Below are 12,698 nucleotides of genomic sequence, written 5' to 3'. Positions count from 1 at the left end.
AGACAAAATAAAAGGAGTCAGAATCCTGGGAGTAACAGGGGTAATAGAGGTAAAAGAATCCAAAACTCTGAAAGGCTTTCAAAAGTTTGCCTATGAAAGAGGGGTGTGGCTCAGGCCTTTTTATAAGTACCTCTATACAATGCCACCTTATATAGCAACAGAGGAAGAGATGGATCATATCCTAAATGTTATGGAAGAATGGTTTAAGTCATAGTCCTTGATTAAGTATACTAATCTGATAGTCTTTTAGTGGATATAAATTTTCTTTACATTAAAATAAATTAATGTTATATTAATTTTATTATAACATTAAAAAATAAAAAATTATCTAAGATGAAAATCCGAATAATTTTTATGTCTTGAAAAATGGGAGAGAGCCATGGAAACTATTGAAAATGGAGTCAAAAGAGACGTTATAATCGATGCAGCTAGAAAGACTTTTGTAAAAAAAGGATACAGTGACACAACTATAGAAGATATAGCTAAGACAGGGAAAATTTCCAAGGGGACTTTTTATAATTATTTTAAATCCAAGGAAGAGGTTTTTATACATATACTGAACCTAGACGTACGGGAACGGCGTGAAAAATTTGACAAAATACTTTCCTTAGACCTTTCTCTGAGAAAAAAATACAGATATATATGTAGGGAGTATCTGAAAGACTGCTATGAAGCTCCAGATATGTCCCTTTACAGACTGAAAGTGCTATACTCCAGCAATGAAGGAGAAAGCGAAGAGATAAAGGCACTGAAATACAATCTTTGCTATACATCTACCAGCTATTTTGAGAGGCTACTTGAAATGCATAAAGATGAACTTAAGGAATCCCTCCAGAGTAAAATAAAACTTTCAGCACGTGGTTTATCAAACCACTTGAGAGTTTTTATATATACTTTTCTCACAGGAGAGGAATATTTCGGAGAGACAAAACTGAAGCCTAGTGATGAGCTCAGAAAAAATATAAAAATGTTTAAATTAGATGAGATAACTGATTTGATGGAACAAATAACAATCGGTGGTTTCTTAAAATAATATACAATAAAAAACCCCGGGTTTTTCCCGGGTTTTTTTATTGTACTTGAGTTTTTAGAAAAATAAGAATTTTAATGGGTTCTACAGACAGGACTTTCTCCTACTGAACAACTATTCTTACAGTATCTACATCAAAACATTTGTGAATATGATTCATAAACTGCCTTGAAATAATACTTCTGTTTATATTCCTGTCTGTTGTTATCATCATCTGATTCTCAAATTTTTTGATATCAAGAAGAGTATTAAAATATTTTTCAAAATCTTCATCGCCGATCTCTTCTCTGAGTTTTTTAAGAGGTTCTAATAATTTTGGCTTGCTTATCTCTATCCTTTCAATAAGAGGGGTGAATTTTTCTATTATAAATGCTTCTGGATATTCTATAAAAATTTCTTCACCCATTTCATTTGTCTCTATCATTCTGTATTTTTTTTCCATATCCTCACTCCTTTATATTTCATTTTATGATATTGTATCACAAAATTTCACGGTTAAGAATCATTCTGTATATTTTTTTTACAATTAAGGTGAAAAAATTTAATTGAAAATTTAAAAAAGAAGTTTTTGAAGCCGGTGGTAAATAAAATTATGATGTATTCTATTTTTTATGTGAGGAGAGATAGGTATGAAAAATATTTTTATTGTGGTGTTAATATGGACAGTATCTGTCTTTTCATATGGCGAAACCGTCAAGATGGATCTGGAAGAGTGTATAAAAAGGTCCCTTACCAACAGCTATACCATAAAAAATGCAGATATTGACCTGGAGAACTCAGCTCTTCAGGTGAGAGAGGCATATAAGGAGGCACTTCCAAAGATAAGCTATACGGGGATGTATGACAGAAATCAGGAAGATATCTACGGGGAGAGCAGCAGAGATGACAGCTATTCCAACAGCATAGAACTTGTACAGCCACTGTATAGGGGAGGACTGATAGGTGCAGGGATAACAGCGGCTAAAAAAGTAAGGGAGCGTTCAAACTATAAATTTTTAAAATCCAGAAGTGACTTAAGGCTTCTCATCATAGAAAAATATTTAAGCATATTAAAACTTCAGAGGGAACTTGAGGTTTATCAGTCATCTTTCAAAGATTTGGATGGGCAGTATAAAAAAGCTCAGAGAAAGTATGAACTTAGGCTTTTTTCAAAGGCAGATGTACTACCTTTTGCCACCAGAGTGAGAAATGTCAGGACCAATATTATAAGGGTTCAAAATGAGATGGCCATTGCAGAACTAGAACTTAAAAATGAGATGGGGATTGATAGAGAGGCGGAACTGGAACTTCAGCCTGTGAATTCTGAAAAATACGATCTATCCCTGATAGATATAAAGGGTGATGTAACTCTGGCAAGAGAAAAAAACAGAGATTCGAAAATAGCCAGGCTGGATTATGAACTTACCCAGGCGAACGAATCTTTGGCCAGGTCAGAATTTTTTCCAAAAGTGGACTTAAGATTTGGTTACACAGGAGAAGATGGGAATTTTGACGGGTCTGTAGAGGACTGGAACTGGAATGCAGGGGTAACTGTAACTATGAATCTTTTTGAGTTTGGTCAGAATGTAGATGCGTATAACAGGTATAAAAATGAAACTGAAAAATATAAAAATCTGGAAAAAAAGGCGAAGGATGATATAGAGGTTACTCTGAGAAGTAATTATCTGGAACTTTTGAGGCTTGAAGAGACAGTAAAAGAGCAGGAGGCGGCAGTGGAATCTTCATATGAAAACTACAGTGTAGAAAAAAGAAGATATGAAAACGGACTGGTGAGTGTAATAGATCTCCTTCAGATCGAGAGTGCCCTCAGAGAAGCGGAACTTTCCCTGCTAAAGGCGGGACTGGATTATTACCTGTCTTATGAAAAATACAGGGAATATCTCAAATAGACCTTGAATCTTGGAAATGGAGGAAAATAAAATGAAGGAGTATAAATTATTGAGAATAGTATGTGATTCTTCTCTGGAAGATGAGCTTGTTGGGATGTTGGTGGAAGAGGGTATAGAGGAATACACAATTTTTCCATCTCTCAAGGGGTCCTGGGAAAAGAGCAAAAAGCATCTGGATAGCCATGTTTGGCCGGGATCAGATAGTATTATTTTTACTGTTTTAGAAAAGAAAGAGTGTGAGAGGGTCGTGGAGAAATACAGAATAAAAAAAGAGTCACTGGACTATTATATTACATTTAAAATAATTGTGAGTCCTGTGGAGTTATATTTAAAATGACCAGATACGTAATGTGGACACAAAAACTCAAGAAAAAGATGTACACTGAAAAAAAATAGGAGCCAAAAAATAGACTCTTTGTTTTATTTTTATATATATTTTTAATTATAGTATTGAAGAATTTTGAAATATCTATTATAATACAGATATAAAAATAACAGGCGAAAATAGAACGCTTTATTTTAGAACAAACCAGGAGGAAAAATAGATATGAAAAAGTCAATTTTGGCAATTTCGGAGAGAAAGGAAACTCTTAAGCAAATAAGAAAAGAACTTTCTGAAGAATATGAGGTAATAACATTTAATAATTTTCTAGATGGATTGGATATGCTGAGAGAAAGTGATTTTGACATTGTACTGCTAGATGAGTACATGACATGGTTCAGCTTTTCAGAGGTAAAAAGAAAACTCGGAGGAATAGGTAAAGATTTTGTTATAGTGGGTCTTATAGACGAGGAAAAAGAAGATATAATAAATGAACTTAAAAGTGCAGATGTCTATAACTACCTATTAAAGCCTGTAAATCTCAAAGAGATGAACAGGATAATAATCCCTGCCCTGAAGAATCTAGAACTTCTAAAGGAAAAAAGAAAGTTAGAAGAGAAACTTTCATATGTAGAAGAGACAAATGAGATAGTGGGTCAGACTATGAAGATAAAAGAGGTAAAAAATCTTGTGGAGAGAGTAGCTGAAAGCGATCTGACAGTCCTCATAAGCGGAGAAAACGGAGCAGGAAAAGAGCTTATAGCAAAAGAGATATTCAAGAAAAGCGACAGAAGAAGAAACAATTTTATAATCATAAATTGTGCTTCACTGCCTTCTGAATCTATAGAATCAGAACTTTTTGGTTATGAAAGAGGAGCTTTTCCAGGGGCTTCTTCTAGTAAAAGAGGTATTTTAGAAGAGACTGACAGGGGAACTGTATTTTTAGATGAAATAGCTGCAATGGATCTAAAGTCCCAGGCAAAACTTCTAAGAGTTATAGAATACGGAGAGTTTAGAAGGGTAGGGGGGAACAAATCTAGAAGAGTAGATGTAAGATTTATAGTATCTACAAATAAGAATCTTAAAGAGGAAACGGAAAAAGGAAAGTTCAGAAGCGATCTTTACCACAGATTGTCGGCATTCCCTATAGAGGTACCACCTCTAAGAGACAGAAGGGAAGATATACCTCTACTGGCAAACTACTTCTTGAATAAGATAATTCTTGAACTTCACAGAGAGATGCCTGTAATATCAGGAGAGGCTATGAAATACCTCATGGAATATTCTTACCCTGGAAACATAAGAGAACTCAAGAATATAGTAGAGAGAATGGTTATACTTTCTAACACCAAAGTAATAGGTGTAGAGGATCTTCCACTGGAAATAAAGATGAAGTCCGATACTCTAGAAAACAAAACTGTAATAGGAGTGGGACCTCTGAAGGATATCCTTGAACAAGAGATATATGATCTGGCAGAAGTGGAAAAAGTAGTAATAGCAACTGCTCTGCAAAAGACAAGATGGAACAAGCAGGAAACTGCAAAACTTCTTGGCATAGGAAGAACAACTTTATATGAGAAAATAAGAAAATATAATCTTGATCAAAAATCATAATAAAAATTTTAATTTAGCAAAGGGAGGCCTTTTAGGCCTTTTTTTGTTAAATAGATTGAAAATTGAATTATCAGTTGCTATAATTGAAGAAATACTAAAATTATTAAGGGGGACATAATGGCTGTCAGAAAACTCAGGAAAAATATGAAGCCGATAATTTGGGTAATAACCATAGCTTTTTTTCTATCTATGCTTACGGTTATTGTATCAAATATCAGAATGGGAATGGGAAATCAAAGTTATGCATTTAAAATCAACGGAAAAAAGGTTAACACTTTAAAAGTAGAAAGAACCATGACAAATCTTTCGGGAGTATATTATCAATACTTCGGAAACAATTTAGATAAAGAGCTTAGCAATTTAGTAGCTTTTAATCAGGTAATTGAAAAAGAACTGACAATGCAGATAGCAAAGAAACTGAAAGTAAAAGTTCCAAAAAAAGATGTAAATGCAGAGTATGATAAAATCGTAAAATCTGTAGATGATAAGGAACAATTTAAAAGAATGCTCCAAATACAGGGTTACACAAAGACTACTCTGAAAAAAGAGATAGAAGAGGGAATCCTAATAGAAAAAACCATCGAGGCTATAAAAGAACAGTATGTTCCTAGCGAAGATGAGTTGAAAGAGGAATACGAGTCAAATAAGTATGGAATTTATCTGGGTAAAACCTATGATGAAGCTAAATCTGAATTAGAAACTCAACTGAAAGAGCAAAAAGGGATTGAAAAATATTCTGCTCTTTTACATGAAGAAAAGGAAAATATGAAGTTAGAAGGTGTGGACGATGGATACGTGAAGTATCTAGAGCAGCCTTCTCTCGAAAAAGACGGGTTCGTAATCACAAATGTGGATATGGCTAACAGAACTATCAGAAACTTATTTGCAACAGGCGGAGATGTAGCTAAGGCAGAAGAGATGACAAAAAAATCCTTTGAAAATGATATAGCCATAGCAAAAGAAGCTATAAAAAGAGGGATTGTGGTAGATGAGAACCTTTCTACTACAGATAAACTCTATGGCTTAAGAATAAAGCTTGAAAAAGATATAAGAAACAATTCTAAAGTAGATGACGGTGAGCTTAAAAATTTCTTTGAAAAAAACAAGCTGGCTTATGATACAGCAGCAAGTGCTAATGCCAATATTGTACAGTTCCAGGCAGAAGTTTCGGAGGATGACAAAAAGGCTGCAGTAAAAAAAGCTGAAGAGATTTTAAAAGAAGCTACTCCCGAAAACTTTGAAGCTCTTGCTGTAAAGTATTCCGAAGGACCTACTGGACCTAATGGAGGAGACCTCGGATGGTTTGAAAAGGGTCAGATGGTAAAGGCTTTTGAAGATGCGGTATTTAAAGGAGAAGCCGGAAAAGTGTATCCTGAAGTAGTGGAGACACAGTTCGGACATCATATAATTTTTGTAGAGGAAAAAGAAGAGTCGAAGGCAAAAGCCAGACATATCCTTATTCTGGATAAAATATCTGACGCAACTGAAAAAATGGTAAAAGAAGAGGCTTCAGCAGTAGCTGAAAAACTTCAAAATAAAGAGCTGACATTTGAAGAAGTTTCAAAGGGCGGAAAAAATATAGCAGCCAGTAAACTTTATACTGGAATAACAGAGGGCGGATACATTCCGGAATTGGGATATAAAATAGGGCTTGTCAAAGGAATATTCGGAAGTGACCTTGATACGTTTAAATTTATAGAGGCTGACGGAGAGATCTATGTATTCCAAAAAGTAAAAGAAGTTAAGTATAAAAAGGCTGACTTTGAGGACGTAAAAGACAGAGTTAAGTATGACCTTCTAAATATCAAATCTCAAGAAGAGCTAAAAAAAATAATTGAAAATTAATCATTCAGGCCTGCTATTTTGCAGGCCTGTTTTTAATAATTCAAATTATAAAATTATTTTTCTTGAGAATTGCGTGATTATTAGTGTAAGCTTATATGTAGAATAAATTAACGGAGGTAAAAAATAATGGCAGATGTGATAGATTATAAAATTTACGGACAGGGAATGCAGCTCGTAGAGATAGAACTAGATCCAGGAGAAGGAGTAAGGGCTGAGGCTGGTGCCATGACTTATATGGAAGATAATTTGGAGATGCAGACTGGAACCGGAGGGGGGATCTTCGGAGGATTTAAAAGAATGATCACAGGAGAGAGTTTTTTTATAACAACATTTAAAAATAACGGAAGAATAAAAAGAGCTGTGGGATTCAGTGCTCCCTATCCAGGCCAGATAATACCCATAGATCTGGATAAATTTAACGGGGAGTTTATATGTCAAAAAGATTCATTTTTATGTGCAGCTAACGGTATAGACATAGATGTGGCTTTTACAAAAAAACTGGGAGTCGGATTTTTTGGAGGAGAAGGATTTATACTCCAAAAGCTCAAGGGTGACGGGATGGCATTTGTCCATGCCGGTGGAACGATCATAGAAAAGGATCTCAAATCCGGGGAAACTCTGAGGGTGGACACTGGTTGTATAGTTGGATTTGAAAGGAGTGTAGACTATGATATAAGATTTGTAGGGGGATTTAAAAATGCACTTTTTGGAAAAGAGGGACTTTTCCTAGCCACACTTAAGGGACCTGGAAGAGTCTATATGCAGAGCATGCCTATATCAAAACTTGCAGAAAGACTCTACGCAAATATGGGTAGTTCTAGGGAGAGAGGTGGATCTGGAGGCACTTTATTAGGCGGGGCTGTAGCAGGAGGTATTCTTGGAGGCTTATTAGATAGGGATTAATAGTTCTACAACCGAACTAAGATGGTCAAAACGACACAAAATATTTTTTTGGGTGATTAGTGAGTACCATATGATTAAAAATAGAACAAAGCCCTGTCTTTACGAAGGAAAATAAATGTGTTATTATCTTATAGTAATCATAAATATAGTATGGAGGTATTTAAGAATGACGACAATAGTAGACGTAAAAGCTAGAGAAATTTTGGACTCAAGAGGAAATCCAACTGTAGAAGTAGATGTAAGATTAGAATGTGGAGCTATGGGAAGAGCAGCTGTTCCGTCTGGAGCATCTACTGGTGAAAGAGAAGCAGTAGAACTTAGAGACGAAGATAAATCAAGATACCTAGGAAAAGGTTGTCTTACTGCAGTAAACAATGTAAATACTGAAATCAGAGAGGCTATCTTAGGGATGGATGCTACTAACCAAGTTGCTATCGACAGATTAATGATCGCACTTGACGGAACTAAAACAAAAGCAAGATTAGGAGCTAACGCAATATTAGGAGTATCTCTTGCAGTTGCAAAAGCAGCAGCGGAAGCTTTAGGTCTATCTTTATTCAAATACCTTGGAGGAACTAATGCTAAAGAATTACCTCTTCCAATGATGAACATACTAAACGGTGGATCACATGCAGATTCAGCTGTAGATGTACAAGAATTCATGGTTCAGCCAGTAGGAGCAAAAACTTTTGCTGAAGGATTAAGAATGGGAACTGAAGTATTCCACCACCTTGGAAAAATCCTTAAAGCAAACGGAGACTCTACAAACGTAGGAAACGAAGGAGGATACGCTCCAGCGAATATTCAAGGTACTGAAGGTGCTCTTGATATCATAATGGAAGCTATCAAAGCCGCAGGATACGAGCCAGGGAAAGATATCACTCTAGCACTAGATGCAGCAGCTTCTGAGTTCTGTACTAAAGATGGAGCAGACGGAGAAAAAACTTACCACTTCAAAAGAGAAGGTGGAATCAAGAGAACTACAGACGAGATGGTAGACTGGTATGCAGGTCTTGTAGAGAAGTATCCAATAACTTCAATCGAAGATGGATTCGATGAAAATGACTGGATAGGTTTCGCAAAGCTTACTGCAAAAGTAGGAGCTACAACTCAAGTAGTTGGAGACGATCTATTCGTAACTAACACAGAGTACCTAGCAATGGGAATCGAGAAGAAGTCAGCTAACTCAATCTTAATCAAACTTAACCAAATCGGAACTTTAACTGAGACTTTAGAGGCTATCGAAATGGCTAAAAAAGCAGGATACACAGCAGTAGTATCACACAGATCTGGAGAAACAGAAGATGCGACTATCGCTGACGTAGCAGTAGCTACAAATGCAGGTCAAATCAAAACTGGATCAGCTTCAAGATCAGACAGAATGGCTAAATACAACCAACTTCTTAGAATTGAAGAAGAGCTTGGAGAAACAGCTGTATATGGTGGAATGGAAGTTTTCTACAATATCAAAAAATAATTAACTACAGACTGCCTTAACCGGCAGTCTTTTTTTGTACAGAGCAGTATAATTTATATTTTTATGTATAAATTATTGATTTTTTATAAAAACTGTTACTGTTTCTTAATTAAAAATATTCAAAAATCAAAATTAAGTTAAAGAAGATTAACTTTTTTTAAGGTTTCATAATGGTCATTTTTAAATCTTATTTTACCAAGTGTTATAAAAAAATATTTTTTAGAAAATTTTAAGTCTATTTTTTTTTGAAATAATCGAAGAAATATACCCCACAATTGAAACAAATGTATCGTAAACTTAGTATATGGTTTGATTGAAGATACACCTGATTAATAGATATAGTTAAAATAAAAAAATAACAATCTAAAAATAAAGGTCTTTTTTTGATCTCGTAAAGTTTAAATATCACTCGATGTGCTTCTTGACTTTAAATGTATAAAGGTATAGAATTTAATGTACACTAGAATAGTTCATGGAATTAAAAGCGAGCTTAAAAAATCAACTTGATTTTTAAAAATACAATCTATATCTTAACTAAGAAAAATGATGGAAGTTGTAATGTCGATATTATTAAAATTATTAAGGGGGAATACTGAGTGAAAAAAACGAAAATAGTATGTACGATAGGTCCTAAATCAGAAAGCAAAGAGATGCTTACAAAGCTTTCCAATGCAGGTATGAATGTTATGAGGCTTAACTTTTCTCACGGAAATTATGAAGAGCACGGAGACAGAATCAAAACTATGAGAGAAGTAAATGAAGCTACAGGAGCTAGAGTAGCTATTCTTTTAGACACTAAGGGACCTGAGATCAGAACTATAAAACTTGAAAACGGACAAGATGTAACTCTTGAAGCCGGACAAGAATTCACAATTACAACTGATAAAAATGTTATAGGTAACAAAAATATAGTTGCTGTAACTTATGAAGGGATAGCTAAAGACCTTAAAGCCGGAGATACAGTACTTGTAGATGACGGTCTTATAGAGCTTACAGTAAAATCAGTATCAGGTAACGAAGTGAAGTGCCTTGTAAACAATACAGGAGAATTAGGAGAGAACAAAGGAATTAACCTTCCTGGAACATCAGTTAAGCTTCCTGCTCTTTCTGAAAAGGATAAAGGTGACCTTAAGTTTGGTTGCGAGCAAAAAGTAGACTTCGTAGCTGCATCTTTTATAAGAAAAGCAGATGACGTAAGAGAAGTAAGAAAGGTTCTTGATGAAAATGGCGGAGAAGATATAAAAATAATCTCTAAAATAGAAAATCAAGAGGGTGTAGACAATTTTGACGAGATCTTAGAATTATCTGACGGAATAATGGTTGCCAGAGGAGATCTAGGAGTAGAAATTCCAGTAGAGGAAGTACCTTTTGCTCAGAAAATGATGATAGATAAGTGTAATGAGATCGGGAAAATGGTAATAACTGCAACTCAGATGCTTGATTCAATGATCAAAAACCCGAGACCTACAAGAGCAGAGGCAGGAGACGTGGCCAATGCAATAATCGACGGTACAGATGCAGTAATGCTTTCAGGAGAAACTGCCAAAGGTAAGTACCCGGTGGAAGCTGTAGAGATAATGGCACAGATAGCTGAAAAAACAGACTCTATGATCCCTGCATATGACATGGATTTTGAAGGAGACATAAGTATAACAGAAGCTGTAGCAAAGGGAACTGTAGATGCAGCAGAGGTACTGAATGCAAAACTTATAGCTGTAGGAACTCAGAGCGGAAGATCAGCAAGAGCTCTTAGAAAATATTTCCCTACTGCTCATATATTAGCTCTTACAAACAACACAAAGGCTGCAAATCAACTGGCTCTTTCAAGAGGAGTTATCTCTTTTGTACAAAAAGACGTAATGACTTTAGACGAGTTCTATACAGTTGTGGAAAAAGAAGCTGTAGCTAAAGGGCTTGCGAAAACCGGAGATATAATTGTAGCTACTTGCGGAGAAGAAGTATTCAAAGTGGGAACTACAAACTCATTTAAAGTTATAGTTGTAAAATAACAGAGAGATGCCCCTATTAAACTGTAACCATGAAACCGGACACTTGAAAAAAGTGTCTGTTTCATGGTTTTTTTTGATACAATTTTTTCAAGAAGTTTTGAGGAGGAGAATATGTCTAAGAAGTTATTTGCTAATACTGAAGTTAAGTTATTGTCAAAAAATAAATATGTAGTGAAAGTTTCTAATAAATCTATTACATACAGTTTTGAATTTAAAAAAAAATTTATCGAGGAATATAAATTAGGTAAGATACCGCGTGCAATCTTTGAAGAAGCAGACTTTGATGCAGAAATTCTTGGTAAAAAAAGAATTCAAATGGCTAGTCGCCGTTGGAGAAAAGCATTTAAAGAAAATGGTGAGCTGGGATTGAAAGATTCAAGAAAAATAAACTCTGGAAGGTCTATAGAAAGAGAATTGACTGATTCTGAAAAGATTAAACGTCTTGAGGCTGAAATAAAATATTTAAAAATTGAAAATGAATTCCTAAAAAAGTTGGACGAGATAGAAAGGGGAGATGCCTAAATAAATCAGAAAAATTTGAAGCTATTAAATCAACTATTAAAAATCATGGACTAAAGTCGATGGTTAAATTTTTATGCGCACAAGCTGGAGTTTCTAGGTCAGGTTATTACAACTATCTTAACTCAGAAAAGGTTAGAAAAAAGAAAGAAATTGAGGATTTTAAAGATAAGAATTTGCTACTGAAGGCTTTTAAGCGAAAGGGGTATAAGAAAGGTGCTCGTAGCATTAGGATGATTTTAGAAAATGATTTTAATGTTGTTTTTAACTTGAAAAAAATTAGAAGAATTATGAAGAAATATGGAATTATCTGTCCCCATAGAAAGCCCAATCCGTATAAGAATATTGCTAAAGCAACTAAAGAACATAGTACTGTATCTAATGCTCTAGAAAGAAGGTTTAAACAGGGAATTCCTAGAAAAATTCTTTTAACAGATATTACATATTTAACCTATGGAAATGGCAAAAGAGCTTATCTTTCAGCTATAAAAGACAGCTGCACTAATGAAGTTTTATCCTACGAGGTATCTGATAATCTTAAATTGGATATTGCCCTAAATACAGTGAAGCGCTTAACTAGAAAAAGGTTTAAACTTGATTCAGAATGTTTGATCCATTCGGACCAGGGGTTTCATTATACAAACCCTAAATTTAAAAAATTACTCATAAGTAAAAATATAGCTCAATCTATGTCGCGTAGAGGAAATTGTTGGGATAATGCTCCGATGGAATCATTTTTTGGTCATATGAAAGATAACCTAAATTTAAAACCTTTGAAAACTTTAAAGGAAGTAAAAAAAGAAATAGCAAGATATATGAATTATTACAACAACTACAGGTATCAGTGGGATTTAAAAAAGATGACCCCTGCTCAATACAGAGATCATCTTCTTTTGTCTGCTTAACTATACTTTTTTTAAGTGTCCTTGACAAAGGGTACAGTTTATTAAGCACAGCCTTTTTTTTATGGAGATATAAAAATAACGTCAGCCTGTGGATAAACTCTTTTTTCATCGGAAATCTCCGTTGTTATTCTATTTTCTAGAGACTTGCCTCTGAAAAAAGTAAGGATTTTTTCTTTTCTGGAGTT

Annotated in this window: 11 protein-coding genes; 10 read left to right on the top strand and 1 reads right to left on the bottom strand. The window is 34.6% G+C overall.

The features are described 5' to 3' along the window. Both ABZA26_RS01380 and ABZA26_RS01375 read left to right on the top strand, forming a co-directional pair. A partial coding sequence (locus ABZA26_RS01380; RefSeq protein ID WP_372712727.1) for an aminotransferase class III-fold pyridoxal phosphate-dependent enzyme occupies positions 1-214 on the top strand: 214 nt, incomplete at its 5' end. A gap of 165 nt (positions 215-379) precedes the next feature. Beyond that, entirely contained in the window at positions 380-1,033 is a 654-nt protein-coding gene (locus tag ABZA26_RS01375) for a TetR/AcrR family transcriptional regulator (protein WP_372712726.1), read from the top strand. A gap of 100 nt (positions 1,034-1,133) precedes the next feature. Here the strand turns inward: ABZA26_RS01375 and ABZA26_RS01370 are convergent, their stop codons facing one another. Next, the gene (locus ABZA26_RS01370; RefSeq protein ID WP_372712725.1) at positions 1,134-1,472 is read right to left on the bottom strand and encodes a hypothetical protein; all 339 of its coding nucleotides are present in this window, start codon (positions 1,470-1,472) and stop codon (positions 1,134-1,136) included. A 187-nt stretch (positions 1,473-1,659) separates the two neighbouring features. Here ABZA26_RS01370 and ABZA26_RS01365 point away from each other — a divergent pair, with 187 nt between their 5' ends. The 8 genes from ABZA26_RS01365 (at position 1,660) to ABZA26_RS01330 (ending at position 12,513) form a co-directional block, all read left to right on the top strand. Next, entirely contained in the window at positions 1,660-2,919 is a 1,260-nt protein-coding gene (locus ABZA26_RS01365; protein ID WP_372712724.1) for a TolC family protein, read from the top strand. 31 nt (positions 2,920-2,950) lie between these two features. Then, a complete protein-coding gene (locus ABZA26_RS01360) occupies positions 2,951-3,256 on the top strand; it encodes a PG0541 family transporter-associated protein (protein WP_372712723.1) in 306 nt (101 codons plus the stop codon). A 210-nt stretch (positions 3,257-3,466) separates the two neighbouring features. Beyond that, positions 3,467-4,855 carry a sigma 54-interacting transcriptional regulator gene (locus ABZA26_RS01355; RefSeq protein WP_372712722.1) on the top strand — a complete coding sequence of 463 codons (1,389 nt, stop codon included), beginning with the start codon at positions 3,467-3,469 and terminating at the stop codon, positions 4,853-4,855. A 117-nt stretch (positions 4,856-4,972) separates the two neighbouring features. Then, positions 4,973-6,700, top strand: coding sequence for a peptidylprolyl isomerase (locus ABZA26_RS01350; protein WP_372712721.1), 1,728 nt, complete (start codon positions 4,973-4,975; stop codon positions 6,698-6,700). 126 nt (positions 6,701-6,826) lie between these two features. Beyond that, positions 6,827-7,603 carry a TIGR00266 family protein gene (locus ABZA26_RS01345; protein ID WP_372712720.1) on the top strand — a complete coding sequence of 259 codons (777 nt, stop codon included), beginning with the start codon at positions 6,827-6,829 and terminating at the stop codon, positions 7,601-7,603. Positions 7,604-7,769: 166 nt separating this feature from the next. Continuing rightward, positions 7,770-9,080, top strand: a complete 1,311-nt coding sequence (eno, locus tag ABZA26_RS01340; RefSeq protein WP_372712719.1) for a phosphopyruvate hydratase — start codon at positions 7,770-7,772, stop codon at positions 9,078-9,080. 596 nt (positions 9,081-9,676) lie between these two features. Continuing rightward, positions 9,677-11,089: a pyruvate kinase PykF gene (gene pykF, locus ABZA26_RS01335; RefSeq protein ID WP_372712718.1), complete on the top strand. Its 1,413-nt coding sequence runs from the start codon at positions 9,677-9,679 to the stop codon at positions 11,087-11,089. 111 nt (positions 11,090-11,200) lie between these two features. Continuing rightward, a protein-coding gene (locus ABZA26_RS01330; protein WP_372712717.1) for an IS3 family transposase occupies positions 11,201-12,513 on the top strand; the annotation gives its coding sequence in 2 pieces (ribosomal slippage) (positions 11,201-11,594 and positions 11,594-12,513; 1,314 coding nt in all). The last annotated feature ends 185 nt before the right edge of the window (positions 12,514-12,698 follow it).

The organism is Ilyobacter sp. (assembly GCF_041583315.1).
Lineage (GTDB): Bacteria > Fusobacteriota > Fusobacteriia > Fusobacteriales > Fusobacteriaceae > Ilyobacter.
Note: the sequence above shows the minus strand (reverse complement) of the source record. Positions and strands in the feature narration are given on the sequence as shown.

What these genes read in the sequence shown, in the direction of transcription:
- ABZA26_RS01375 (WP_372712726.1), top strand. Translation starts at nt 380, where the DNA reads ATGGAAACTATTGAAAATGGAGTCAAAAGAGACGTTATAATCGATGCA.
- ABZA26_RS01370 (WP_372712725.1), bottom strand. Translation starts at nt 1,472, where the DNA reads ATGGAAAAAAAATACAGAATGATAGAGACAAATGAAATGGGTGAAGAA.
- ABZA26_RS01365 (WP_372712724.1), top strand. Translation starts at nt 1,660, where the DNA reads ATGAAAAATATTTTTATTGTGGTGTTAATATGGACAGTATCTGTCTTT.
- ABZA26_RS01360 (WP_372712723.1), top strand. Translation starts at nt 2,951, where the DNA reads ATGAAGGAGTATAAATTATTGAGAATAGTATGTGATTCTTCTCTGGAA.
- ABZA26_RS01355 (WP_372712722.1), top strand. Translation starts at nt 3,467, where the DNA reads ATGAAAAAGTCAATTTTGGCAATTTCGGAGAGAAAGGAAACTCTTAAG.
- ABZA26_RS01350 (WP_372712721.1), top strand. Translation starts at nt 4,973, where the DNA reads ATGGCTGTCAGAAAACTCAGGAAAAATATGAAGCCGATAATTTGGGTA.
- ABZA26_RS01345 (WP_372712720.1), top strand. Translation starts at nt 6,827, where the DNA reads ATGGCAGATGTGATAGATTATAAAATTTACGGACAGGGAATGCAGCTC.
- eno (WP_372712719.1), top strand. Translation starts at nt 7,770, where the DNA reads ATGACGACAATAGTAGACGTAAAAGCTAGAGAAATTTTGGACTCAAGA.